At 69.8% G+C, this 24,687-nt stretch carries 25 protein-coding genes and 5 pseudogenes; 17 read left to right on the top strand and 13 right to left on the bottom strand.

Translation table 11 applies throughout. From position 1 onward, the window contains the following. The first annotated feature begins 40 nt into the window (after positions 1-40). The 5 genes from LA521A_RS04650 to ppk2 all read left to right on the top strand — a co-directional run bounded on the left by LA521A_RS04650 (position 41) and on the right by ppk2 (position 3,972). Entirely contained in the window at positions 41-499 is a 459-nt protein-coding gene (locus LA521A_RS04650; protein ID WP_281781190.1) for a GNAT family N-acetyltransferase, read from the top strand. Beyond that, a complete protein-coding gene (locus LA521A_RS04645; protein ID WP_281781189.1) occupies positions 496-2,187 on the top strand; it encodes an O-linked N-acetylglucosamine transferase, SPINDLY family protein in 1,692 nt (563 codons plus the stop codon). The genes LA521A_RS04650 and LA521A_RS04645 overlap by 4 nt, the downstream gene beginning before the upstream one ends. A gap of 29 nt (positions 2,188-2,216) precedes the next feature. Next, complete coding sequence (moaB, locus tag LA521A_RS04640; RefSeq protein ID WP_281781188.1) at positions 2,217-2,738, top strand: molybdenum cofactor biosynthesis protein B; 522 nt, start codon at positions 2,217-2,219, stop codon at positions 2,736-2,738. Positions 2,739-2,800: 62 nt separating this feature from the next. Continuing rightward, a complete protein-coding gene (locus LA521A_RS04635) occupies positions 2,801-3,187 on the top strand; it encodes a helix-turn-helix domain-containing protein (protein WP_281781187.1) in 387 nt (128 codons plus the stop codon). Next, positions 3,187-3,972 (top strand): polyphosphate kinase 2, encoded by a 786-nt coding sequence (ppk2, locus tag LA521A_RS04630; RefSeq protein ID WP_281781186.1) that lies wholly within the window; start codon positions 3,187-3,189, stop codon positions 3,970-3,972. Before LA521A_RS04635 ends, ppk2 begins: the two co-directional genes overlap by 1 nt. A gap of 12 nt (positions 3,973-3,984) precedes the next feature. Here ppk2 and LA521A_RS04625 read toward each other — a convergent pair whose 3' ends face one another. The 3 genes from LA521A_RS04625 to LA521A_RS04615 are packed head-to-tail and all read right to left on the bottom strand — an operon-like array spanning position 3,985 to position 6,123. Continuing rightward, entirely contained in the window at positions 3,985-4,254 is a 270-nt protein-coding gene (locus LA521A_RS04625; RefSeq protein ID WP_281781185.1) for an acylphosphatase, read from the bottom strand. Continuing rightward, positions 4,251-4,856: a TlpA family protein disulfide reductase gene (locus LA521A_RS04620; protein ID WP_425494567.1), complete on the bottom strand. Its 606-nt coding sequence runs from the start codon at positions 4,854-4,856 to the stop codon at positions 4,251-4,253. Before LA521A_RS04620 ends, LA521A_RS04625 begins: the two co-directional genes overlap by 4 nt. A 1-nt stretch (position 4,857) precedes the next feature. Further along, a complete protein-coding gene (locus tag LA521A_RS04615) occupies positions 4,858-6,123 on the bottom strand; it encodes a YihY family inner membrane protein (protein WP_281781184.1) in 1,266 nt (421 codons plus the stop codon). Between the two features lie 84 nt (positions 6,124-6,207). On the opposite strand from LA521A_RS04615, the gene wrbA reads away from it, so the two are divergent. The 3 genes from wrbA (at position 6,208) to LA521A_RS04600 (ending at position 7,752) form a co-directional block, all read left to right on the top strand. After that, positions 6,208-6,801, top strand: a complete 594-nt coding sequence (wrbA, locus tag LA521A_RS04610; RefSeq protein ID WP_281781183.1) for an NAD(P)H:quinone oxidoreductase — start codon at positions 6,208-6,210, stop codon at positions 6,799-6,801. After that, entirely contained in the window at positions 6,798-7,130 is a 333-nt protein-coding gene (locus LA521A_RS04605) for a DUF2069 domain-containing protein (protein WP_281781182.1), read from the top strand. Before wrbA ends, LA521A_RS04605 begins: the two co-directional genes overlap by 4 nt. 133 nt (positions 7,131-7,263) lie before the next feature. Then, positions 7,264-7,752: an asparaginase domain-containing protein gene (locus tag LA521A_RS04600; RefSeq protein WP_281781181.1), complete on the top strand. Its 489-nt coding sequence runs from the start codon at positions 7,264-7,266 to the stop codon at positions 7,750-7,752. Between the two features lie 45 nt (positions 7,753-7,797). Here the strand turns inward: LA521A_RS04600 and LA521A_RS18985 are convergent. The 7 genes and pseudogenes from LA521A_RS18985 to sufT all read right to left on the bottom strand — a co-directional run. After that, a pseudogene (locus tag LA521A_RS18985) lies at positions 7,798-7,980 on the bottom strand (proprotein convertase P-domain-containing protein); the annotation flags it as partial. Positions 7,981-8,157: 177 nt separating this feature from the next. Continuing rightward, a pseudogene (locus LA521A_RS04595) lies at positions 8,158-9,873 on the bottom strand (S8 family peptidase); the annotation flags it as partial. Positions 9,874-10,131: 258 nt separating this feature from the next. Beyond that, a complete protein-coding gene (locus LA521A_RS04590) occupies positions 10,132-10,323 on the bottom strand; it encodes a proprotein convertase P-domain-containing protein (protein WP_281782015.1) in 192 nt (63 codons plus the stop codon). A gap of 171 nt (positions 10,324-10,494) precedes the next feature. Next, positions 10,495-11,742 (bottom strand): annotated as a pseudogene (locus LA521A_RS04585) (M12 family metallo-peptidase); the annotation flags it as partial. Positions 11,743-11,943: 201 nt separating this feature from the next. After that, a pseudogene (locus LA521A_RS04580) lies at positions 11,944-12,126 on the bottom strand (proprotein convertase P-domain-containing protein); the annotation flags it as partial. Positions 12,127-12,306: 180 nt separating this feature from the next. Beyond that, a pseudogene (locus LA521A_RS04575) lies at positions 12,307-14,037 on the bottom strand (S8 family peptidase); the annotation flags it as partial. A gap of 510 nt (positions 14,038-14,547) precedes the next feature. After that, positions 14,548-15,105: a putative Fe-S cluster assembly protein SufT gene (sufT, locus tag LA521A_RS04570; protein WP_281781179.1), complete on the bottom strand. Its 558-nt coding sequence runs from the start codon at positions 15,103-15,105 to the stop codon at positions 14,548-14,550. A gap of 177 nt (positions 15,106-15,282) precedes the next feature. On the opposite strand from sufT, the gene LA521A_RS04565 reads away from it, so the two are divergent. Next, on the top strand, positions 15,283-15,702 hold the full coding sequence (locus tag LA521A_RS04565; protein ID WP_281781178.1) for a hypothetical protein: 420 nt from the start codon (positions 15,283-15,285) through the stop codon (positions 15,700-15,702). 1 nt (position 15,703) lies between these two features. On the opposite strand, the gene pdxR is transcribed toward LA521A_RS04565, so the two are convergent. Continuing rightward, positions 15,704-17,143: a MocR-like pyridoxine biosynthesis transcription factor PdxR gene (gene pdxR / locus LA521A_RS04560; RefSeq protein ID WP_281781177.1), complete on the bottom strand. Its 1,440-nt coding sequence runs from the start codon at positions 17,141-17,143 to the stop codon at positions 15,704-15,706. 125 nt (positions 17,144-17,268) lie between these two features. Between pdxR and LA521A_RS04555 the strand changes: the two genes are divergently transcribed. From LA521A_RS04555 to LA521A_RS04540, 4 genes are all read left to right on the top strand, one after another. Next, positions 17,269-17,787 carry a hypothetical protein gene (locus LA521A_RS04555; protein WP_281781176.1) on the top strand — a complete coding sequence of 173 codons (519 nt, stop codon included), beginning with the start codon at positions 17,269-17,271 and terminating at the stop codon, positions 17,785-17,787. 205 nt (positions 17,788-17,992) lie between these two features. Beyond that, entirely contained in the window at positions 17,993-18,832 is an 840-nt protein-coding gene (locus LA521A_RS04550; protein ID WP_281781175.1) for a helix-turn-helix transcriptional regulator, read from the top strand. Then, complete coding sequence (locus tag LA521A_RS04545) at positions 18,820-19,341, top strand: hypothetical protein (RefSeq protein WP_281781174.1); 522 nt, start codon at positions 18,820-18,822, stop codon at positions 19,339-19,341. Before LA521A_RS04550 ends, LA521A_RS04545 begins: the two co-directional genes overlap by 13 nt. Positions 19,342-19,433: 92 nt before the next feature. Continuing rightward, a complete protein-coding gene (locus LA521A_RS04540) occupies positions 19,434-19,907 on the top strand; it encodes a hypothetical protein (RefSeq protein ID WP_281781173.1) in 474 nt (157 codons plus the stop codon). 88 nt (positions 19,908-19,995) lie between these two features. Here LA521A_RS04540 and LA521A_RS04535 read toward each other — a convergent pair whose 3' ends face one another. Further along, positions 19,996-21,387 (bottom strand): NAD(P)(+) transhydrogenase (Re/Si-specific) subunit beta, encoded by a 1,392-nt coding sequence (locus LA521A_RS04535; protein WP_281781172.1) that lies wholly within the window; start codon positions 21,385-21,387, stop codon positions 19,996-19,998. Beyond that, complete coding sequence (locus tag LA521A_RS04530) at positions 21,384-21,683, bottom strand: NAD(P) transhydrogenase subunit alpha part 2 (RefSeq protein WP_281781171.1); 300 nt, start codon at positions 21,681-21,683, stop codon at positions 21,384-21,386. The genes LA521A_RS04535 and LA521A_RS04530 overlap by 4 nt, the downstream gene beginning before the upstream one ends. A 177-nt stretch (positions 21,684-21,860) precedes the next feature. Between LA521A_RS04530 and LA521A_RS04525 the strand changes: the two genes are divergently transcribed. The 4 genes from LA521A_RS04525 to LA521A_RS04510 all read left to right on the top strand — a co-directional run bounded on the left by LA521A_RS04525 (position 21,861) and on the right by LA521A_RS04510 (position 24,635). Next, positions 21,861-22,490: an RNA polymerase sigma factor gene (locus tag LA521A_RS04525; RefSeq protein ID WP_281781170.1), complete on the top strand. Its 630-nt coding sequence runs from the start codon at positions 21,861-21,863 to the stop codon at positions 22,488-22,490. Further along, a complete protein-coding gene (locus LA521A_RS04520; protein ID WP_281781169.1) occupies positions 22,487-22,894 on the top strand; it encodes a hypothetical protein in 408 nt (135 codons plus the stop codon). Before LA521A_RS04525 ends, LA521A_RS04520 begins: the two co-directional genes overlap by 4 nt. Position 22,895: 1 nt before the next feature. Next, positions 22,896-23,351: a DUF3106 domain-containing protein gene (locus tag LA521A_RS04515; RefSeq protein ID WP_281781168.1), complete on the top strand. Its 456-nt coding sequence runs from the start codon at positions 22,896-22,898 to the stop codon at positions 23,349-23,351. 141 nt (positions 23,352-23,492) lie between these two features. Beyond that, complete coding sequence (locus LA521A_RS04510; RefSeq protein ID WP_281781167.1) at positions 23,493-24,635, top strand: NAD(P) transhydrogenase subunit alpha; 1,143 nt, start codon at positions 23,493-23,495, stop codon at positions 24,633-24,635. The last annotated feature ends 52 nt before the right edge of the window (positions 24,636-24,687 follow it).

Raw genomic sequence — 24,687 nt, 5'->3', positions numbered from 1 at the left:
TTGACTACAATCGCGAAAACCCCGAGCACGGACCCGCCCCATGCCCCTCGCGATCGCACGCGCCACGCTGGACGACCTCGACGCCGTCGTACCGTTGTTCGACGCGTACCGCCGCTTCTACGACCAGCCCTCGGACGAAGCACGCGCACGTGAGTTCCTCGATGCGCGTCTTCGCGCGAACGAGTCGGTGATCCTGCTCGCGACCGACGGCGATCGCGCCATCGGTTTCACGCAGCTCTATCCGATGTGGTCGTCGGTGCGCACCGGCCGGTTGTGGATCCTCAACGATCTCTACGTCGACGCCGACGCGCGCCGCACCGGCGCCGGTCGCGCGCTGCTGGATGCAGCCGCCGGCTTCGCACGCGCCGACGGCGCGGTGGGCATCGTGCTGGAAACCTCGCGCGACAACGCCACCGCCCGCGCGCTCTATCGCAGCGCCGGTTGGGACGAAGCCGACACGCAGTGGTACTCGCTGTCGTTCCCTCGCGCCCACGCATGAACCACGCCGATCCACGCATCGAGCTGCGTCGCGCACTGGAGCGCAATCCGGCCGACGGGTTCGCGTGGATCCTGCTGGCCGAACACGAACTCGATCGCGGGGATGCGGTCGCCGGCGAAGCCGCGTGCCGTCGCGCGCTCGCGCTGCGCCCCGGGCATCCGGAAGCGCTGGCGCGCCTGGGTCGCGCGCAATGGATGCTGGGCCGGCGCGACGAAGCGGTCGCGAGCCTGCGCGCCGCGGCGACGAACGCGCCGAATCATCCCGGCATCGCGGTGTGGCTCGGCCACGTGCTGGAAGACGTGGGCGAAGCCGAAGCCGCGGCCGACGCGTACGCCCGCGCGCATGCGATGGCGCCCGACGAGCCGCAGATCGCCGCGTACCTGCTCGCGTGGCGGCGCAAGCTGTGCGACTGGCGCGACCTCGACACCCTTGCCTCGCAGGTCCGCGCCGCGGTGAATGCAGGCGCGGCCTCGGTCGAACCCTTCGCCTTCCTCAGCGAAGACGCCAGCGCCGCCGAGCAGCTGCGTTGCGCGCGACTTCGCGCCGGCCTGCTCGCGCAGCAGATCCGCCCGATGCTCGCCGCATCGCCGCACGCGCGCGAGCGCCTGCGTGTCGGGTTCCTCTCCAACGGATTCGGCTCGCATCCGACGGGACTTCTGACGGTCGCGTTGTTCGAACACCTGCGCGAACTCGACGCGTTCGACGTCCATCTGTTCGCGCTCAATGCCGACGACGGCAGCCCGATCCGCACGCGATTGCAGGCTGCTGCGCACGCGCTTCATGACGTCGCACAGCAATCGCACGCGCGCGTCGCGCAGCGCATCCGCGATGCCGGCATCGACGTGCTCTTCGACCTGCGCGGCTGGGGCGGCGGCGGCACGCCGGAAGTGCTGGCGATGCGGCCGGCGCGCGTGCAGGTGAACTGGCTCGCGTATCCCGGCACCTCGGGTGCCCCGTGGATCGACTTCGTGCTGGCCGATGCGTACGTGCTGCCCGAGTCGATGCAGCGCGATTTCAGCGAGCGCGTGATGCGCCTGCCGCGCTGCTTCCAGCCGTCGGACACGACGCGCGCGATCCTCGCGCCACCGCCCCGCGCCGAATGCGGTTTGCCCGACGACGGCGTCGTGTTCTGCTGCTTCAACAACAGTTACAAGCTCAATCCGCGCAGCATGGCACGTGCGTTCGCGATCCTGCGGGAGGTGCCCGGCAGCGTGCTGTGGCTGCTGTCCGGTCCGGGGGAGGCCGATGCGCGACTGCGCGCCGCCGCGCAGGCTGACGGCGTGGGCCCGCAGCGACTGGTGTTCATGCCGAAGCAGCCCCACGCGGCGTACATGGCGCGCCTGCAGCACGCCGACCTGTTCCTCGACACCGAGCCCTACAACGCGCACACCACCGCCTCGGATGCGCTCTGGGCCGGTTGCCCCGTGCTGACGCGCCCCGGCGACACCTTCGCCGCGCGTGTCGCCGGCAGCCTCAACCATCATCTGCGCATGGACGGGATGAACGTCGCGACGGACGCGGAGTTCATCGCACGCGCCGTTGCCTTGGCGCGCGATCCGCATGCGCTGCGCGATCTGCGCGAGCGACTGGCCGCACGCAAACGCGACGCCGGGCTGTTCGACATGGCCGGCTTCGCCCGCGACTTCGCCGACGCCGTGCATCGCATGGCGCATTCCCCCATCGCATAGAGCCTGCTTTCCAGGAGTACGCTGCCCCCATGACCGCCACCGCCGACCTGATTGCGCTGAACCTGTGCGTGCTGACCGTGTCCGACACGCGCACGCTGGCCGAAGACAGTTCGGGCGACTACCTCGTGCAGTCGCTGGCCGACGCCGGACACCGGCTCGCCGAACGCGCCCTGCTCAAGGACGATCGCTACCAGCTGCGCGCCGTGGTGTCGCGCTGGATCGCCGACGAGCACGTCGATGGCGTGCTCGTCACCGGCGGCACCGGCTTCACCGGTCGCGATTCCACGCCCGAAGCGCTGCTGCCGCTGCTCGACAAGCAGATGGACGGCTTCGGCGAGTTGTTTCGCGCGGTGAGCTTCGAGGAGATCGGCACCTCGACGCTGCAGTCGCGCGCGTTCGCCGGGCTGGCGAACGGCACGTTCGTGTTCGCGCTGCCGGGCTCGACGTCGGCCTGCCGCACCGCGTGGGAGAAAATCATCCGTGCGCAGCTGGATTCGCGCACGAAGCCGTGCAACCTCGCGACCCTGCGCCCGCGCCTGTGCGAGCGCTGACGCGCGCGTCACCGGCGCGGCGTCACCGTCGTGCCGTTCGTTCCTCCAAGGCGGAGTGAGACATGTCGCTGGACACCACCCTGCGTTTGCTCGCCAAGGCCAGCGGGATGAGCCCCGCGGACATCGCGACGGCCATTCCGCGCGCCGGCGTCGCCACGGTGAGTGCGTGGCTGCGCGGCGAGAAGCTGCCCGGGCGCGAACAGCTGGACGCCCTCGCCCGCGCCTTCGGCGTACCGGCCGGCGCGTTGCTGGCCGAACTGGCGAGCACGCTCGACCCCGCACGCACGCAGGGCGAACACGACCTGCTCGCCGCCTACCGCGCGCTCGACACGCGCCAGCAGGGCGCGCTGCTGGAAGTGGCGCGCAGCATGGCGGGCACGCGCCGGCGCAGCGCATCGAAAACTGCCGCGGGCGCCTCGCGCACGCGCAGCCGCAGGAGCCCCGCGTGATGGCCAAGCTCAAGCGCAAGGAATATGAAGCGCAGCTCGAACCGCTGCAGATCGAACTGGTCGAAATGGCGCGCTGGCTCAGCGACGCGGGCAAGCGGTTGGTGGTGTTGTTCGAAGGGCGCGACACCGCCGGCAAGGGCGGCGCGATCGAGGCGATCGCCGAGCACCTCAACCCGCGCCAGTGCCGCATCGTCGCGCTGCCCAAGCCGACCGATCGCGAGCAGGCGCAATGGTATTTCCAGCGCTACGTGCCGCATCTCCCGGCGGCGGGCGAGATCGCGCTGTTCGATCGCAGCTGGTACAACCGCGCCGGCGTCGAACGCGTGATGGGTTACGCCGACACCGACCAGGTGCACACCTTCCTGCGGCAGGCGCCGGTGTTCGAACAGTTGCTGGTGGACGACGGCGTGCTGCTGTTCAAGTACTGGCTGTGCTGCGACCAGGCCAAGCAGGAAGAGCGTTTCGCCGAGCGACTGGAAGACCCGCTCAAGCGCTGGAAGCTGTCGCCGATCGACGTCGCCTCGCGCGAGCATTACGACGATTACACGAAGGCGCGCGAGGCGATGCTCCGGGCCACGCACACCGACCACGCCCCGTGGACGCTGGTCGATTTCAACGACCAGCGGCGCGGACGCCTGGCGCTGATCCGCGACCTGCTCTCGCGCATTCCAGACAAGCGCGTGCCGGAGCACTGCATCGAGTTCCCGCCATTGGGACGCAAGCCCAAGCGCGAGCACTACACGGTGATCAAGCCGATCGGTCCGGACCGCGGGGACGACGCGTAGCGCGAAGACGAGTCAGATCGCCGAGAAGCCCTCGCCTGCTTCCTCGTCGCGCGCGGGCAGTCGTTCCAGATCGTCCACGCGCGCCTGTGGCGGGCCTTCGCGCAGCCACGCGGCGAGTTCGTCGATCGCCGCCTCGTCGCCGGCGACGAGCACTTCCACGCGGCCGTCCGCCAGGTTCCTCGCGAAACCGCGCAGCCCCAGCGCCTGGGCGCGGTCGCGCGTGGAGGCGCGGAAGAACACGCCCTGCACCTTGCCGCTCACGACGAAGCGCGCGGCGCTCATGACTGCGGCGCCGCTTGCGGACCGCCGGCCTTGGCGATTGCGGCCTCGATGTCCTTGGCCGTCACCGGGCCGAGGAACTTGTCGGCAACGCGGCCGTCGGGCGCGATCAGGTAGGTCATCGGCAGGCCGCGCGGCGTCGCGAAATCCGCCGGCGGATTGAACGTGTCGACGACCGCGATCGGGTAGACCACCGGATGCAGCTTGAGGAAGACCTTCATGTCGTCGGACGTGATGTCCTCGTAGGCGAGGCCGATCACCTCGATGTGCTCGCGCATCGCATCGAGCGCGGAGAGTTCGGGCATTTCCTTCAGGCACGGCTTGCACCACGTCGCCCAGAAATTCACCACGACCCACCTCCCGCGACGCGCCGACAGGTCGAACTGCTTGCCTTCGACGGTGGCGATGACGAGCTTCGGGACGTCCACGCCGCCTTCGCTGAGCGGATGGTCGGCGGTCTGCGGCAGGGTCAGCGCGCCGGTGTCGGACGGTGTCTGCGGCGCGGCGAGGTCGGTGTCGGCGGGCTTGTCCTTCTGGCACCCGGCGAGCAGCGCTCCGGCGACGAGCGCGGCGGCGAGAAGGGAACGCGTGGACGCGCTGGACATGTCAGACCTCGTCGGATTGGATGGAGGACGCGCGCCGCTTGAGCAGCTCGCGCAGGGGAAGGCGCAGTTCGTCGAGCGCGGCGATGGCCGAACGGCCGAGCGAATCGTCGCGGCACGGCAGCACGGCCTCGGCGACCGGGATGCGCAGCTGGCAGGCTTCGTACAGTTCGGCGAGCGTGAGTTCGTCGAGGTCGCGCGTGAGCAGCCACTCGCCGGTTTCGGCGCGGCGCACGACGTTGATCGTGTTCAACTGCGCGAGCATCTGCTGCACCAGCGCGTCGGTGAGCATCGGCTCCATCGTCTCGATCTCATCGCTGTGCAGCCCACGGCCGAGCTTGCGCGATTCGTTGAAGCGGGCGAGCAGGCGCAGCAGGCCGTAGATCTCGAACCCCAGCGGCAAACGCATGCCGACCGGCTGGTAGCGGAACTCCGACATCGACGAGGCGAGCGAGGCGCCGAGCAGGATCGCCACCCAGCTCAGGTAGATCCACAGCAGGAAGATCGGCACGAACGCGAGCGTGCCGTAGATCTTCGAGTACGAATTGAAGTTGCCCAGGTACAGGCCGATGCCCCACTTCACGATCTCGAACAGCACCGCCGCCAGCGCCGCGCCGGCGAACGCGTGGCGCCAGTGGATCGTGCGGTGCGGGACGACGCGGTAGATCGCGGCGAAGGCCAGCAGTTCCAGCGTCATCGGCGACAGGCGCAGCATCAGCGTCTGCAACGTGCGGCCGGCCTGGGTTTCGAACATCGACATCGCGAAGAACTTCGCCGACAGCGCCAGGCTCGCGGCGGCCATCAGCGCGCCGAGCGTGAGCACCGTCCAGTACACGAGGAAGCGGCCGATGCGGGGCCTGGCCGATTCCACCCGCCAGATGCGGTTGAACGCCGATTCCACGCCGTTGAGCGTGATCAGCAGCGACACCACCAGCGCGATGACGCCCGCGGCGGTGAGCTGGCCGGCGTTCGCGGAGAACTGCTTGAGGTAGGCCTCCACCGACCGCGCGGCGCTCGGCACGAAGTTGGAGAAGATGTAATCGCTGAGCCGGTCGCTCCATTCGCCGAAGACGGGGAACGCCGACAGCACGCCGAACACCACCATCGACAACGGCACCAGCGCGAACACGGTCGTGTACGCCAGGGCGCCGGCCGCCTGGAACAGGTTGTCCTCGAGGAAGCGCCGCGCGAGGAAGCGGAAGAACGTGCCCACCCGGGCGCGGTCGCGCGCGCGTTCGCTCCAGCGGTACAGGGAATCCAGTGGCTCCATCCGGCGGAGGGTAACCGATGGGACTGCGTGGCGGAGTCAGCGTGCGAATGCCGCTATCCTTTCCGCCCGGCTTAGGAGGACGAAATGCCCGAGATCCTGGTGCTCTATTACAGCCGCGGCGGTTCGGTGGCGCGGTTGGCGCGGCAGATCGCGCGCGGCATCGGCGAGGTCGAGGGCGTGTCCGCGCGCATCCGCACGGTGCCGCCGGTGTCGGCGGTGACGCAGTCGGCCGCGCCGCCCGTGCCGGAAGACGGCGCGCCCTACGTGGAACCGCGCGACCTCGTCGAATGCGCCGGCCTCGCGCTCGGCAGCCCGACGCGCTTCGGCAACATGGCCGCGCCGGTGAAGTACTGGCTCGACGGCCTGGTCGGCGAATGGACCAGCGGCACGCTGGTCGGCAAGCCCGCCGCGGTGTTCACCTCGACTGCGACGATGCACGGCGGCCAGGAATCCACGCTGCTGACGATGATGGTCCCGCTGCTGCACCACGGCTGCGTGCTCATGGGCATCCCCTACACCGAGGCCGCGCTCAGCACGACTCGCAGCGGCGGCACGCCGTACGGCGCCTCGCACGTGGCCGGCAATTCCGACGATCCGCAGCCGACCGACGAGGAGGCGCAGCTCGCCCGCGCGCTCGGTCGCCGGCTGGCGACGCTGGTCGCGAAGGTGTCCGCATGAACGCCCGGCACGTGCTGGTGATCGCGCTGCTCGCGCTGGCGGCGTTGTTCATCGCCTGGTTCGCGCCGCACCCCTCGCCCGTCGCGGAGCTGGTGGTGTTCGCTTTCCCGCCGCTCGCGCTGGCGATGGGCGCACTGCGGCGGATGCGCACGGCGCCGTTCTGGGCCGGCGTGCTCGGGCTGGCCTGGTTCAGCCATGGCGTGATGGTCGCCTGGTCGCGCCCGGCCGAGCGCGGGTTCGCGCTGGCCGAGGTCGCGCTGGCGCTGGTGGTGATCTTCTCGGCGAGCCTGCCCGGACTGCGCGCCCGGTTCGCGAAGAAGAAGGCGTAGTCCGGCAAGCCGATCGCAGCCGGGCACCGGGGCGGAGGAAGGTCGCACGCGCTGCGGCGCGTTCATCGCCACCACGACCGCATTGCCCCACGCGCGGCTACAATTCCGCCCAATCCACACCGCGCGACCTTCGATGGACCAGCTCTGCATCGTCACCACCGGCGGCACGATCGACAAGATCTACTTCGACGACAAGTCGGACTACCAGATCGGCGAGCCGCAGATCGGCGGCATCCTGCGCGAGCTGGGCGTGGCGTTCCGCTTCAACGTGATCCCGATCCTGCGCAAGGATTCGCTCCACATCACCGCCGAAGACCGCGAGCTGATCCGCGCGACCATCGCCGCCCAGCCGGCGAAGCACGTGCTGCTCACGCACGGCACCGACACGATGGTCGAGACCGCCCGGGTGCTGTCGAGCCTCGCCGACAAGACCATCGTCCTGACCGGCGCGCTGAGCCCGGCGCGTTTCCGAGGTTCGGATGCCGAGTTCAACGTCGGTTGCGCCGTGGGCGCCGTGCAGTCGCTGCCGCCGGGCGTGTACATCGCGATGAACGGGCGCATCTGGGACCCGACGAAGGTCCGCAAGAACGTCGAGGCGAACCGCTTCGAATCGAGCGTCTGACGCCCGGGCGGCGCGGGCCGGCAAGCCGGCCCGCGCGCCTTCCACTCAGAACGTGATCGACCACTGGCGCAGGCGGCCGGTATCGCCGCGCGCGCCGTCGTACACGCGCAGCTTCCACGTGCCGTTGAGCGGCTTGGACGACAGGTCCAGTTCCACCGACTTCACCAGATCGTCCGCGCTGCCGCCGCTGCGGTTGTGCAGGTTGAACAGCGTGCCGTCGGGCGCGACGAGGTCGACCTTCAGATCGCCGCGGTAGGTGTGCGCGATGTCGATGGCGACGGACGCGTTGGCCGGCGCATTGCCGGTGCGGCCGGCGACCACGATGGGGCTTTCGATCGACCCCAGGTCGCGAATCGCAAACTCGGTCGTGTTGCCATACGTGACGCGCGTGGGCACGGCGACGGCGTAGCGGGCGGTGAGCGACACGCCGCTGTACGCCGCATAGCCGCGCAACATCACGTAGTACGTGCCGGCCTGCGCCGTCGCGATGCCGCACGTCTCGGCGTTGCCCGATTTGATCGAACGGCACTGGTAGCTCGTCGTGGTCGGCGCGCTGCCGAACTTCACGTACAGGTCGGCATCGCCGGTGCCGCCGACGGTGGTGAACGTCAGCCCCGTCGCGCCGGCGGGCACGGTCAGCGCGAACAACCGTTCGCTCAACCGCGCGCCCGACAAGCCGGTGACCGGCACGCCGTTGGCCAGCGCGACGATCGGCGGTGGCATCACCGCTTCCACCGCGGCGCGCGCGTTGACGATGCCCGCACCGATCGGCATCGAAGGCGTCGCGGGGAACGGCGTCGCGGTGGATTTCAGCAGCGCCTCGATCTGCGCCGGCGTCTTCGGTGTCGGCGACACCGACTGAATCAGCGCGACGACACCGGCGACGTGGGGCGCGGCCATCGACGTGCCGTGCAGCGCGGCGTAGGTCTCGGCCGTCGGCGAGGTCAGCCCGGCGTTGTACGTCGAGAGGATGCCCACGCCCGGCGCGGCGATGTCGACCAGCGCGCCGTGATTCGAGAACGCGGCACGCTCGCCCGTGGCGGTGCTGGCGCCGACAACGATGACGTTGCGGCAGTTCGAGGGCACCGAGAGGGACGCGTCGATGTTCTCGTTGCCGGCGGCCACGACGACCGTGCTGCCGCGCGAGACGGCCGCGTCGAACGCCTTCTGCAACGTGATGCCGCACGCGCCCTCACCGCCGAGGCTGATGTTGATGACTTCCGCCGGCGTCGTGTTCGCCGGCACGCCGGGCACCGCGCCGCCGGACGCCCAGATCACGCCGTCGGCGATGTCCGAGTCGTAGGCGCCGCAGCGTCCGAGCACGCGCACGGGCAGCAGCTTCGCGCCGTACGCGACGCCCGCCACGCCCTTGCCGTTGTTGGTGACGGCCGCGATGGTGCCGGCCACGTGCGTGCCGTGCCAAAGCGAATTGCTGGCTGCGCTGCCGGCGTAGCACGCGCCCGCCGCAACCCAGTCGCCCGGATCGCGTGCGTCGGCGTCGCGGCCGTCGCCGTCGTTCGCATTCCACGGATCCTCGATGAAGTCGTACCCCGGCAGCACGTTCGCACTGAGGTCGCTGTGATTCACGATGCCCGAATCGACCACGGCGACGACGACGCCGGCGCCGCTCGCGACATTCCACGTCTGGTCGGCGCGGATGCCGTAGGTGCCGGACCAGCCCCACTGTTCGGCGTAGCGCGTGTCGTTGGGAACCAGCAGAGCGTGGTTGAGCTTGTCGACCTCGACGTATTCGACGTCCGGATCGGCGGCGATGCCGCGCATCAGCGCGGCGGCTTCGATGCGATCGAGCTTGCGATCGGCGCGAATCACCTCGGCGCCGGTCGCCATGCGTCGCAGCGATTGCAGCTTCGTGGCCCGGCCCGTGACGGCCGCGGCGGCGCCCAGGGTCGAACGCAGCGCCACGGCATCGCGACGCGGTGCGGAGCCATCGCGGTACCTCACGATGAAGCGATCGGTGCCGCCGGGTATGTCGGTGCCCGAAAGATGGATCCGGGCATCCTGCGCGAATGCGGGCGCCAGGCCCGACAGGGCCGCGAACGCGGCCAGCGAAAGCGCCCACAGGCGCCGGGCGCGCCGTGAAGCGCGTGGTGGGAAGGACATGTTGGAGGTTCCGTTGAGAGCGGGACGCGCGCATGCGCGCGCGCCGATCGTCGACGAACCTTCAATCCGCCTTCCACGCGAAACAATCCCGCGCGACGCCGATGTCCAACGCTCAGCTCACCCGCAGAGCCCCTCCCCCGCGAAGCGGGAGAGGGGTTGCGTCCCGCACGCAGGGGAGGAGGTCGTGCGGGGCTTGCGCTCGGCCCGTTGCATTTGCAACGGGCGTCATGACGCGCCGTTCAAACGTGGAAGCAAACGTCAGAACGTGATCGACCAGCTGTTGATGTAGCCGGTATCGCCGGCGGCGTTGTCGTTCACGCGCAGCTTCCACGTGCCGTTGAGCGGCTCGGTGGTCAGGCTCTTGGTGTACGTGCCGATGAGGTTGTCGGCACTGCCGCCGCTGCGGTTGCTGATGTTGTAGAGCGAGCCGTCCGGCGCGACGAGGTCCACTTTCAGATCGCCACGGTAGGTGTGGACGATGTTGACGTTGATCGACGCATTGCCTGGCGCGTTGCCGGTGCGGCCGGACACGGTGATCGGGCTGTCGACGGTGGCGTTGTCGTTGATCGCGTAGTCGGTGGCGTTGCTGTAGGTCTGCGTGCCGCCGCCGGTGCTGCCACCGCGGAACGCGGCGACGGTCGCCTTCGTGTTCACCAGCACGCGCTGGTTATGGCTCGTCGCTGCGGTGCCCATCGCGACGCCGCCGTAGGTGACGTCGGGGTTCGACCAGTAGTTCAGGCGCGGGCAGCCGCCACTGCAGTCGTAGGCCATGATCGTGCGCCAGGCGTTGTTCGGCGCGCGATAGCCGTGGCCGTACGCATACGGCGACGTGCTCGGGTCGGTCGCCGGATCGTGGCGGGCGGACTGCAGGTGGCCGATTTCATGCGCGAAGGAGTAATAGCCCGTCGCGCAGTCCCAGTACGCCGTGGCGAACGCCGTCGTCGCGGTGGAGCCGATGCCCGACGCCAGTCCGCACGCGGAACCGTCGTTGCCGATCAGCACCGCGACGTCCGCCGCGGTGCTGTCGCGCAGCGCGTGGATGGTGTCCATGTAGCCATCGCTGGTGCCGCGGAAGCGCGACAGGTCCGTGCTCATGCCGACTTCGCTGTAGGTCACGGCGGTGTAGCCGGCCAGTTCCATGTTGATGCCGACGTTCGAATTGACGTAGCCCTGGTTCGATTCGGCAACCGCGAGCTGCGCCAGCGCCTGCATGTCGCCGCCGTAGGCCGACACCGCGGCGTTGGTGGCGACCACGAGCACGCGGATGGTCGCGGTGGCGCCGGGGTCGATCGCCTGCGCCGTCACCATTCCCGACGGTGCGGCCATGTTGATCTGCGGAAGATCGCGGAACGCGGCCGGATGATCCGGCGGCATCGCGCGCTCGTTGACTTCGATCACCGCGTGGCTGCCGTCGGGCAGCGGGCGGATGCGATACAGCTGTCCGTTCACGCGCACGTTGCCGGTGACGCCCTGGCCGTGGCGCACGAGGATCACCGAGTTGTTTTCGTCGTGCCGGACCTCGCGCGTGGTCATCGTGCGCGCCTTGCTGGTCTCGCGCACGTGGCCGACCCAGGTGAGGCTGCCGTCGGTGTTCACCGTGGCTTTCTCGAGCACGGCGGTGACGTTCTTCAGGCCGAGGTCGAGGCCGATCTCGGTGGTCTGCGCGGCCACGGCATCGGGATCGGCACGCAGCGCGCGCACCGACAGGGACGCCGGACGCGCGGCGAGCCTGCCGGCGGTGCTGGCCGACTCGGCCTGCACCTGCGCCGGGCCGAGGAACAGCGGTTGCGCGGCGAATGCGGCGCCGGATACGAGGAATGCGCCGGCCGTCATCAACAGCCGTGCGCGAAGCGAAGCGTTGCGGTTCATGGATGCGTTCTCCTGCGTGATGTGGGTTCCCGCGGTGCTTCGGGCGAGCGGGGCCGCGCTCTGGCGAGCGCCGGCCTCGACACTTCGTTACCCCTCACCCCAACCCCTCTCCCGATGGGAGAGGGGCTTCAAAGCGAAGCGGAGCGTGCCCCGCTCCCGGATCCGGGAGCGGGTGTCGCACATGCGTGGATCAGGCGCCGATCAGAACGTCACCGACCAGCTGTTGATGTAGCCGGTGTCGCCGGCCGCGTTGTCGTTGACGCGCAGCTTCCACGTACCGTTGAGCGCTTCGCTCGACAGGTTGAACGTCACCGTCTTGTTGACGTTGTCCGCGCTGCCGCCGCTGCGGTTGTGGATGTTGTAGAGGCTGCCGTCCGGCGCGACGAGGTCCACCTTCAGGTCGCCCTGGTAGGTGTGCACGATGGCGACCGTCACCGACGCGTTGGTCGGCGCGTTGCCGCTGCGGCCGGACACCGTGATCGGGCTGTCGACCGTGGCGTTGTCGCTGATCGTGTAGTCGGTGCCGTTGGTGTACGTCTGCGTGCCGCCGCCACCGCCGGCCGTGTAGCTGCCGGTGAGGCTCAGGCCCGAGAACGTCGAGTAGCCGCGCACCAGCACGTGGTAGGTGCCGGCCTGTGCCGTGGCGATGTTGCAGGTCTCGGCGTTGGTGCTGCCTTCGGACTTGCAGTCGTAGCTGCTCGTCGTCGGCGCGCTGCCGAACTTCACGAACAGATCCGCATCGCCCGTGCCGCCGGCAGTGACGAACTTCAGCCCGGTGGCGCCCGAGGGGACGACCAGCGTGTAGCGCAGCTCCGTGCCGGCGCTGCCCGACAGCCCCGTCACCGGCGTGCCGTTGGTGAGCGTGCCGGTCGGCGGCGGCGTGGTGCCGTTGGCCGCATCGACCACCGCCTTCGCATTGAGGATGCCCGGGCCGATCGGCTGCGACGGCGTCGACGGGAACGCGGTGACGTTCGCCTTGATGATCGACTCCACCTGCGCCGGCGTCTTCGGCGTGGTCGCCGCGGCCTGCAGCAGCGCGACGACGCCGGCGACGTGCGGCGTGGCCATCGAGGTGCCGTTGTAGGACGCGTAGGTTTCCGCGCCCGGCGAGGTCGAACCGCTGTTGAGCGTGGACAGGATGTTCGAGCCCGGCGCGGCGATGTCGATCAGCGAGCCGTAATTGGAGAAGCTCGAACGCGCACCGGTGCTGGTGATCGACGCCACGGCGATGACGTTGCTGCAGTTCGCCGGCGAGGCGTTGGACACGTTGGTGTTGTCGTTGCCGGCGGCGATGACCAGCGTGGTGCCGCGCGAAACGGCGCTGTTGATCGCGTTCTGCGTGGTGGTGCCGCACGCGCCGCTGCCGCCGAGGCTGAGGTTGATGACCTCGGCCGGATTCGCGTTGGCCGGAACGCCGCTGACTGTGCCGCCGGACGCCCAGATGATCGCGTCGGCGATGTCGGAGTCGTAGCCGCCGCAGGTGCCCAGCACGCGCACCGGCACGATCTTCGCGCCGTACGCGACGCCTGCGACGCCCTTGGCGTTGTTGGTGACAGCGGCGATCGTGCCGGCCACGTGCGTGCCGTGCCAGCTCGACGGCTGCGCGGCGTGCGTGCCGCCGCACTGGTTCGCGCTGACCCAGTCGCCCGGATCGCTCGGGTCGCTGTCGCGGCCGTTGCCGTCGTTGGACACGGTGGTGTCGATGATGAAGTCGTAACCCGGCAGCACGTTCGCCGACAGGTCGCTATGGCTGGTGATGCCCGTGTCGAGCACGGCGACCACCGAGCCCGCGCCGTTGGTCACGTCCCACGCCTGGTTGGCCTTGATGCCGTAGGTGCCCGAATAGCCCCACTGCTCGGAATAGCGCGTGTCGTTGGGCGTGAGGAACGCGCGGTTGATCTTGTCGACCTCGACGTACTCGACATTCGGATCGCTGGCGATCTGGCGCATCAGCGATTCGGCTTCGACGCGGTCGAGCTTGCGGTCGGCGCGCACGACGTCGGCGCCGGTGGCGATGCGGCGCACGTGGCGCACGCCCAGCGCCTTGCCCGCGCCGGCGGTGCGGGCCGCCGTGCTCAGGACGCTTTGCAGGGTTGCGACGTTGGCGCGCTCGGCGCTGCCGTCGCGGTATTTCACGATGAAGCGGTCGCTGCCGGCCTGGGCATCGAGCCCGGACAGGTTGACGCGCGCCTGCTGCGCGAGCGCCGGCGCGGCGAGCGCGGACGACAGGGCGATGGCGGTGGCGATCGAAAGCGCATGGGCGCGGAGACGACGGCTGCGGTCATTCGAAGACATCTGGTGGAACCCCCGAAGTTGGAACTGCGTGATGGAAGGCCCGCCTACCGCCGCGCGAACGCGCCGTGCGACCGGCCTTGTGTGCGGCCGCCGCATCGAGGCGGTCGACCGTTCTTCCAGCTGACACCCCCGGTGCCGCAGAGACTGCGACAGCCCGGCATCACGCCATCCGGGGTCTCGGCGGTCGCCCGCCCCCTGTTCCGCGACCCTGCCTGCGCAGTTGCCGGGACTTCACCCCGCTCCGGCCCGGTACCGGATGGGGTACGCCTCCGGCCAGAAACCGGAACGCGTTTCAACACAACGCGAGATGTACCCGACGCCCCACCGTTCATCGAAGCGACTGTTAACGCAAAGTCGTCATCTGCGGACGTCGTCACTGTTCAGCGGAACGCGGCCGAACATTGCCCCCGGTGGACATCGAAAACGCGAACGCCCCGCAGTGCGGGGCGCTGTGCGTTGCAACATCACGGTGGCGTGAAGAACCGGCGATGCCGGACTTCGGACGACGGCCTAGAACATGCCGGTTTCCAGCCGCGCGGCCTCGGACATCATCGTCCGGTTCCACGGCGGGTCGAACACGAGTTCGACATCGGCATCGACCACGGTCGGGATCATCTCCAGCTTGTCGCGCACGTCGGCGACCAGGATGTCGCCCATGCCGCAAGCCGGCGCGGTCAGCGTCATGCGCACTTCGACGCGGCGTTGCCCCGGGTTTTCCGGATGCGGAAGGATGCGGGCTTCGTAGACCAGGCCCAGATCGACCACGTTGATCGGGATCTCCGGATCGAAGCAGGTGCGCAGCTGGCGCCACACCATCTGCTCGACGGCGTCGTCATCGGCGCCTTCGGGGAGTTCGAGCGGCTCGGGCGGCTCCTTTCCGATGGCGTCGGCATCGCGGCCGGCGACACGGAACAGGTTGCCTTCGACGAACACGGTGTAACTGCCGCCAAGCCCCTGCGTGATGTAGCCCACGCTGCCGGCCGGCAACGTGACCTGTTCGCCCTGGGGGACCATGACTACGGCGCAATCGCGCTCGAATCGGACGGGTTCGCTGCTACGGGAATACATGCCGGGAAGATTGGGGTGCCGGACCCCGGCACAAGAGCGCGCATTCTACCGGCAGCGCCCGCGCCGCGACCGTCCGGCCACGCGACGCTGCGTGCCGCAGGCGGCCTGCGGCGGTTCGCGGCGTGTCCTGCGGGCTTGCCGGCTATGCTGTGCGGCCTGCCGATACTTGAGCGTTCGATGACCGCAGCCGCCCTGCCCGCCCGCCGCGCCACCTGGTTCTCGTGGCTGCTGTTGTTGCTGGGCGCATTCGGTTTCGCCGCGGTCTGGGTCCTTGCGAGCCTCTACACGGGACGCCAGCTGGGCTGGATGGCGGTGCTCGGCGCGCTCGACATCGCTTGGATGCTGCGCCTGGGCGGCTGGCGCCCGGGCCTGGGCCGCCTGCTCGCCGGCGTCGCCGCAACGGCCGCGATCGTGATCGCCTCGAACTGGTTCATCGCCGCGACGCAGCTGGGCGGCATGCTCGGGCTCGACCCGTGGGATTCGGCGATGCGCCTGGGCTGGCACCACGCGTGGATCCTGGTGACGCTGGCGAACCACACGATGGACGCGGTGTGGATCGGCGCGGGGTTGCTGGTCGCGGCGTGGCTGTCGCGCTGACTCAGCCGTCGAACTCGTCCAGGCACTGCGCGAACAACGCCACCGCCTGTTCGATCTCCCCCACCGACAGCCCGCAATACCCCAGCAGCAGCCCCGCGCGATCCGGCGGCGCGCGGTAGTACGGCGCGATCGGATACAGCCCCAGCCCGAGGCTGCGCGCGCGTGCGATGAACGCCTCGCCGTCGGCCGCGGTGCGACCGGTCAGCCAGACGACCAGGTGCATGCCCGCGTGCGAGTCGTTGATCTGCAACCGTCCGCGACTGCAGCGACGCAGTCCGTCGAGCAGCGCGTCGCGTCGCTCCTTCAGCGTCTTCCAGGCGCGTCGCAGGTGGCGTTCGAAACCGCCATCGACGATGAAGCGCGCGAGCGCGGCCTGCTCGATGCCGCTCGAGCCGAAATCGTCCTGCCATTTCGCGTTGACGTAGTCGCCGCGCAATCCTGCCGGCACGACCAGGTAGCCCAGGCGCAGCGACGGGAACATCGCCTTGGAGAACGTGCCGACGTAGATCACGCGATCGGCGTCGTCGAGGGAACGCAACGCCGCGAGCGGACGCGCGTCGTAGCGGAATTCGCCGTCGTAGTCGTCCTCCAGGATCCAGCTGCCGTGCCGTCGCGCGTAGTCCAGCAACTGCAGCCGGCGCGGTAGCGAGAGCACCGCGCCGCTGGGGAACTGGTGCGACGGCGTCACGCAGATCAGCTTCGGCGGCGTTTGGGGAAGCTCGTCGACCTTCAGGCCGTTGTGGTCCACATCGAGCGTGGACACCTTCGCGCCGTGGATCTGCAGCGCCTCGCGCATCGCCGAGTAATGCGGTTCTTCCAACAGCACGTCGTCGCCCGGATCGAGCAGCACGCGTGCGGTGAGCGCGACCGCCTGCTGCGTGCCGGCGACGATGACCACGTCCTGCGGCTCGGCCTGGATGCCGCGACGGCGGGCGAGGTAATCGCACACGGCTTCGCGCAGCGCGGGCACGCCCTGCGACGCGGGATAGTTCGGCGAGGTGTACGCCGCGGCGTGCGCGAGTTCGCGCGCCCACGCGCTGGTCAGCGCGGGATTGGTCAGTGGCACGCCGTACTGGAAGGCGTAACGCACGCCGGGAATCGCGCGTCCGGGAATGCGCAGGTGGTCGTGCACGATGCGCGCGCGCCGGGCGAACTGCGATTGCGCGGGCAGCGGCGAATCGACCGCGTGCAGCGGGCGCGCGTCCTGCAGCGGCGGCGTCACGTAACTGCCCGATCCCACGCGGCCATCGACGAAGCCTTCGGCGCGAAGCTGTTCGTAGGCGGCGAGCACCGTGTTGCGCGAGACGCCAAGCTCCCGCGCCAATTGCCGCGTGGCCGGCAGACGGGCGCCCTCGCTGACGCGACCGGCGAAGACCGCACTCTTGAGCGCACGCGTGAGCTGCGCATGGAGCGGGCCGCGGCCGTCGAGCTGCAGGTGCATGGCGGGCTCTCCCATCGATGAACGCGCCGGACGGCGAATGGCCCCATTCAACCCCCTTGAATTGGCCCTTGCCAGTGCCAATTCCGCGCGGCCTCATAGGGCCATTCGCCCGCCGGAGTGCGTCGATGAAAGCCCTCGTCCGACCGTTCGCCCCATCCCGCGCCCGCGCGGTCCGTTCGCGTCCCGCACTGTGGGCCTGGATCGCCCTGGGCGGCCTCGCCGTCGGCAGCGCGGACATGCTCTTCGCGATGGCCTGGTGGGCGCAGTCCGACGTCCCGGCGGCGCGCATCCTGCAATCGGTGTGGGCGTGGGTCGCCGGACGCGAGGCGGCGTTCGGCGGTGGCGCCATGACGGCCTTCGCCGGCGCGGCGCTGTACTTCGTGATGATGTCGATGATCGTCGGGCTCTATCACGCCGCCGCGCGCGAACATCGCGTGCTGCGCGAGCGCCCGGTGCTGTTCGGCGCGCTGTACGGCGCGGGGTGGTTCGTGCTGCTGCACGTGATCGTCGTGCCGCTGTTTTCCGCCGCGCCGCCGAAGCGGTTCCTGCCGGACTGGGACCTCGCCTGCCTGCTGGCGCACATGCTGCTCATCGGCATTCCCAGCGCGTGGATGGCGCGGCGCTGGTACGCGGGAACCGGCTGATCTCCCGTCCGGGGCGCGGCCTTCGGCCTGACCGCCCATAACCGCATGATCGATGCGCGCCGGCCGTGGCTCACGGCCGGCGCATCCGTTTGCGTGCGACAACGCGAATGGCCCCTGCAGGCGGCTCCGGATTGGTTCTCCAAACGCACCGCCGGCGCGACTAGCGTGGAGCCAATGGGCGCGATCGCCCGACCGGAATGTCGACATGACGCTGCATCGCTACGTCCCGCCGTTCTCGCTTCCACCGCATGGCGATGCGCTCGCCGCCGATGGTTGGCATGTCATCGCCGGACGCGGCGCCGCAACGCTGCAACTGCCTGCCCACTGGCCGTCGCTGTGGATGCCGATGCGCGGCCGGTTGTCGATGCAGGCGCCTGACGCGAACTGGACGCTCATCGGCGGCGAGGCGCAGCTGTGGCGCGGCGGCACGTTGAACGTGCACGCGTCGCACGAATCGCGCTGGCTTGCGCTGGTCGCCGCGCCGGCGATGTGGGCGCGCGCGTTCGGCGACGTCGTCACTGAACACGAGCCGCTGCCGTGGCGTGGCGATCCGGGCGAAGGCGTGCACGATGCGATGGAGCGGCTCGCACACGACGACGAAGCGCTCGCATTGCTGTTCCCCGCGCTGATCGAACGGCAACGCGACGTCGCGGCCTGCCTACCGCGCTGCCGCGGCCGCACGCTCGCGCATCGCCGCCAGGCGCTGCTGCGGCTGCTGAACCTGCGACACCTCATGCTATGCCACGTCGATACCGATGACGACGCGGGCATCGACGTGCCGTGGCTCGCCGAACGCGCGCATTATTCGGCGGGGCATCTCATCCGCCTGCACCGCGCGGTGTTCGGCGAAACGCCGAGCGACTACTTCACCCGCCTTCGCCAGGCGCGCGCGTGGGAACTTGTGCGCGAAACCGACATGCCGGTGGCGACGATCACGCACCGGCTGGGCTTCGAAAGCCAGAGCGCGTTCTGCCGCGCGTTCAAGCACGCGTTCGGCATGACCGCGACGCAGGCGCGCCGGGAGGCCGACGCATGCGCCGCGTGACCGCACGCGTGCTCGCGTGGGGCGCCCTCGGCGGCCTGCTCGCCGGGACGCTGGACATCCTCTACGCCACCGGCTTCTGGGCGCTGCGCGACGTACCGGCGCAGCGCATCTTCCAGAGCATCGCGGCGGGCGCGCTCGGTCGTCCGGCGTTCGCCGGCGGATGGGCGACGGCGTTGCTCGGCCTGTCGCTGCATTACCTCATCGCCTGCGCGATGGGCCTGGCCTACGCGTACGCCGCGCGCGACGTGCCCGCGCTGCGCGATCGTCCGTGGCGCTACGGCGCGCTGTACGGACTGCTGCTTTATGCGCTCATGAACTTCGTCGTCGTGCCGCTTTCGGCGTCGCCGCGCGGCGGTGCGCTGCCAACGTCGTGGACCGTGTGCAGCGTGATCGCGCACGTCGTGCTCGTCGGCTGGCCGTGTGCGTGGTTCGCGCGACGCGGCTGGCTCGGCCGATGGCGGTCGTCGCGAACATCGCCGTCGTCCGCGCTCGCCGGCTCGATTCCCTGATTCCCGCCGCATTCCTTCTCGCTCGCGCGCCCGCCGGGAGCACGCGCGGTGCCGCACTGCGCGCTGCGGCCCGCAACGCATGGAGTCCTGCCATGAACGTCGTGAAGCCTGCCCTGCTCGCCCTGCTCGTCGCGAGCGCATCGATCGCCCTTCCCACCCTCGCCGGCGAGTGCAAGAAGATCCACGCCGACCTCGACGAGATCCAGTCCACGCAGGGCTGCAACGCGGGCCTGGCGAGCTGTTTCCTCGGCGAGGTCGACGGCAACCATGGCCTGCGCGGCACCACGCATTTCGCCGCCGACAGCGCGCGTGCGGGCCCGGCCACCTCGCCGACGTTCGTGTCCTACAGCGGACCGTTCGAATACCGCACCGGACGCGGCAACATCACCGTGCGCGAAACCGGGGTCACGACCAGCGGTCCCGAGGGCGTGGTCACCGCCTATCAGCAGATCGTGTCGGGCACCGGCGATTTCGCGGAGGCGACCGGCTACTTCTTCGTCAGCGGCCACAAGACGGGCGGCACCATCGACACCTTCGTCAACGGCGAGATCTGCGGGACGCGCTAACGCGTCGTCCGTCATCCCGGCCTGCGCCGGGATGACGTTGAGGCGGTTGCCGAGCGGCCGCGACGACGCAGCGGCCGTCACGTACCCCTCAGTGCCCGCCGCCGTCCAGTGCCTTGAGCTCGCTCACCAGCGCACTCGCCATCTCCGCGCCGTCGCCGTAGAGCATGCGCGTGTTGTCCTGGTAGAACAGCGCGTTTTCGATGCCCGCGAAGCCCGTGCCCTTGCCGCGCTTGATCACGATGGTGTTCTTCGAGTTGGCGACATCGAGGATCGGCATGCCGTAGATCGGCGAGGCCGGATCGGTCTTCGCCACCGGGTTCACCACGTCGTTCGCGCCGATCACCAGCGACACGTCGGTGTTGGGGAACTCGGGGTTGATGTCGTCCATGTCGGCGATGAGGTCGTACGGCACGCCGGCTTCGGCGAGCAGCACGTTCATGTGGCCGGGCATGCGGCCGGCGACGGGATGGATGGCGAACTTCACCTTCACCCCGCGCTCCATCAGCTTCTGCGTGAGTTCCCAGATCTTGTGCTGCGCCTGCGCGACGGCCATGCCGTAACCGGGCACGATCACCACGCGTTCGGCGTAGGCCATCATCGCCGCGACGTCGCCGGCTTCGATCGGTTTCTGCGAGCCGCTGATCTCCTGTGCCTGCCCGCCGCCGCCGAAACTGCCGAACAGCACGTTGCGGATCGGTCGGTTCATCGCCTTGGCCATCAGCTGCGTGAGCAGCGTGCCGGCCGCGCCGACCATGGTGCCGGCGATGATCAGCGCCTCGTTGCCCAGCACGTAGCCCTCGAACGCGACCGCAAGGCCGGTCAGCGCGTTGTAGAGCGAGATCACCACCGGCATGTCGGCGCCGCCGATGGGCAGCGTCATCAGCACGCCCAGCGCGAGCGCCAGCACGAAGAAGCCGACGATCGCCGGCACGCTGAGCGAGTGCACGACGATGCCGCCGAGCACCAGCATCGCGACGAATACCGCGAGGTTGAACAGCTGCTGCCCGGGGAACACCACGCGCTTGTCGAGGCGGCCGTCGAGCTTGGCCCACGCGATGATCGAACCCGACAGCGAGATCGCGCCGATCGCGGCGCCGATCACCGCCAGCACCAGCGCCGTCGGCGACGGTGCCTGGCCTGCCGACGAAAAACGCAGCAGTTCGACCGCGCCGATGGCCGCCGCCGAGCCGCCGCCCATGCCGTTATAGAGCGCGACCATCTGCGGCATGTCGGTGATGGCGACCTTCTTGCCGGAGATCCACGCCGCCGCCGTGCCGATGACCAGCGCGAGCACGATCAGCGGCAGGTTGTGCAGGCCCGGCAACAGGAACGTCGCCGCCGTGGCGATCACCATGCCAAGGCCAGCCCACCGGATGCCGCTACGCGCGGTCACCGGCGAGGCCATGCGTTGCAGGCCCAGCAGGAACAGCGTGGCGGCGACGAAGTAGCTGGCCGAGGCGACCCACGCGAGGGCGCTCATGCCTTGCCCCCGGGCTTCCGGCTCGACTTGAACATGTCCAGCATCCGCTCGGTCACCACGTAGCCGCCGGCGGCATTGCCCGCCCCCAGCAGCACGGCGAGGAAGCCGATGACCTTCTCCAGCGTGGTGTCGGCGTGCCCGAGCACCACCATCGCGCCGATCAGCACGATGCCGTGGATGAAGTTGGAACCCGACATCAGCGGCGTGTGCAGGATGACCGGCACGCGCGAGATGATCACGTGGCCGGCGATGGCCGCCAGCATGAAGATGTACAAAGCCACGAACCCGTCGCCCATCCGTCATCCCCATCGAGTTGTCTTCCGCATCATAACCGCGGATGAATGCGGCGCCACTCGTGTCAACCGCCCCGCGCGCCGGGCGTTCCCCTCCGCGCAAGGCCCCTCCGGGCCGAGGACGAGGCGGGCACCGATGGACCAGCTCTCCCTTGGCACGGCCATCGACACGGACCCCGTATGCTCCGACGCGTGAATCGCGAACTCGACGACGACACGCCGTCCGTCCCGGCGGCCGACGCGCATGCGCGCGCCGCGGCCGAAGCGGTCGCGCCGGAGGTCGGGCAGGCGCCGGTGCGGTTGCCCGCATCGCTGGAGGAATTCCTCGCCGGCATCGGCACGCGTGCGTTCCGTTTCGCCGAGCTGGGCCTGCGCAACCGCGACGACGCACTCGATGCGGTGCAGGACGCGATGATGAAGATGCTCGCCTATCGAGAGCGTCCGTCGGCGGAATGGACGCCGCTGTTCTGGAGCATCCTGCGCAGCCGGATCATCGACGTGCAGCGACGCCGCACGTTTCGCCTGCGCTGGCTGATGCCGGCGCCGGAGCGCGAGGAAAGCGCCCTGGACTGGGCCGACGACGCGCCCGATCCGTCGCGCGCGCACGAGGGCCGCGAGGCCTACGGGAAGCTCGCCGATGCCTTGGCGGCCCTGCCCGCCCGGCAGCGCGAAGCGTTCACGCTGCGCGTGCTGGAAGAACTCGACGTCGCCACGACCGCGCGGGCGATGGGTTGCAGCGAAGGCGCGGTGAAGACCCATCTGTCGCGCGCGCGCGAAGCGCTGCAGCGGCAACTGGAGGATTGGCGATGACATCCCGCGAACACGACACGATAACCACGAACGACGAACGCTTCGACAACGCCATGCGCGAGTTGCACGCGCAGGCGGTCTCGCAGGTGTCCTCCGCGACGCGCGCACGCCTTCGCGTCGCCCGCCATGCAGCAGCGCGCCCGACCGCGGAGCGCGAACCGCGCCGCGGTTTCCACTGGGTGCTCGGCAGCGGACTGGCGGCGGTGTTCGCGATCGCGATCGGCCTGCAGCTTCGTCCGGCGCAGACGCCGACGCCGTCGGCCTCCACGCCGATGGTGGCGAGTGCGCCCACTGGGGCGAGCCCGTTCGACGCCGACACGGCCATCGCCGCGCTCGACGAAAATCCCGACCTGTACCTGTGGCTCGCGTCGAACGACGACGCGGTGCCGTCCCTGGAGCCGTGACATGCGCAACGCCCTGACGTCCCTCGCCTTCGCCCTGCTGATCGCCAGCGCGCCGGTGCTGGCGGCCGATCCGCCCGCGGCCGACGCCAAGCCGCTGCCGGCGTGGGAACAGCTGACGCCGGCGCAGCGCGAAACGCTGCTGGCGCCGATCCGCGACCGCTGGAACACGCAGCCCGACGAACGCGCGCGCATGCTCGAGCGCGCCCAGCGCTGGCAGCAGATGACGCCCGAACAGCGTCAGCGCGCGCGCCACGGCATGCAGCGCTGGGAAAGCATGAACCCCGAGCAGCGCGAGCAGACGCGCGCCCTGTTCGCGAAGATGCGCACGCTCGACGAGGCGCAGCGCAAGGAACTGAAGGCGAAGTGGCGCGCGATGTCGCCAGAGGAACGCAAGGCATGGGTGCAGGCCAATCCGGCCCCGGCCGACATGCCGCCGGGCCCGCCGCCGCGCCATTGAGGTTCTCGGCCAGGCGCTTGCTTGCGCCCCGTCATCCCGGCGAACGCCGGCACCCAGGCCCGTAGCTTCGGCGCCGTCGCCCGGCCCGCCCACAGGCGAGCCCTTCCGCTACGATGCGGAAAAACCGACGGGGAGCAGGCGATGGCGGGCATCACCATTGGCGTGGCAAGCGAGACCGCAAGCGGCGAACGGCGCGTCGCGCTGACGCCGGAAACCTGCAGGAAACTCGTCGCGCGCGGCGCGCAGGTGCGCGTGCAACGCGGCGCGGGGCGGTCCTCGTCGTTCACCGACGAGGCCTACGCCGAAGCAGGCGCCGAACTCGTCGATGGCGCCGCCGCCGCATTGCGCGATGCCGACCTCGTCCTGTGCGTGCAACCGCCGACCTCGCCCACCCTGATGAGCCTGCGCAAGGGCGCGGCGATCGTCGGCCTGCTCGCGCCGCAGGCCGACTCCGCACGCGGCGAAGCGATCAACGCGCGCAACCTGCTTGCCTTCCCGCTCGAGCGCCTCCCGCGCACCACGCGCGCGCAGGCGATGGACGTGCTGAGTTCGCAGGCAGGCATGGCCGGCTACAAGGCCGTGCTGATCGCCGCGCAGCTCGCGCCGCGTTTCTTCCCGATGCTGACCACCGCCGCGGGCACGATTCGCCCTTCGAAGGTGCTGATCGTCGGCGCGGGCGTCGCCGGCTTGCAGGCCATCGCTACGGCCAAGCGCCTGGGCGCGCAGGTCGAAGGCTTCGACGTGCGGCCGGAAACGCGCGAGCAGATCGAATCGCTGGGCGGACGCTTCCTCGACCTGGGCGTTAGCGCAGCGGGCGAAGGCGGCTACGCGCGCGCGCTCACCGATGAGGAACGCGCCGAACAGCAGCGCCGTCTCGCCGAACACCTGAAGAACGTCGACGTGATCGTCTGCACCGCCGCGGTGCCGGGCCGCCCCGCGCCGAAGATCGTCACCGCCGCGATGGTCGCCGGCATGCGCCCGGGCAGCGTGATCGTCGATCTCGCCGCGGAAACCGGCGGCAACTGCGAACTGACGCGACCGGGCGAGACCGTGGATGTCGGCGGCGTCACGATCGCCGGCCCGCTCAACCTCGCCAGCATGGGCGCGGTGCACGCCAGCGAGATGTATGCGCGCAACGTCTTCAACTTCGTCAGCCTGTTCGTGACAGACGAGGCCTCGCGCGAGGGGAAACTGGCGCTGGACTGGAACGACGAACTGCTCGCGAAGACGGTGTGGCCCGAGCGCGTGGTGGCGAGTGCTACGGCGGAGGCGTCGGCGACGTGAGCGCGTCGTCGTGCGGCTGCTTCGCTGGTTCGATCACGGGTGAGTGCGTTGC

The sequence above is a fragment of the Lysobacter auxotrophicus genome, assembly GCF_027924565.1.
GTDB lineage: Bacteria > Pseudomonadota > Gammaproteobacteria > Xanthomonadales > Xanthomonadaceae > Lysobacter_J > Lysobacter_J auxotrophicus.
Note: the sequence above shows the minus strand (reverse complement) of the source record. Positions and strands in the feature narration are given on the sequence as shown.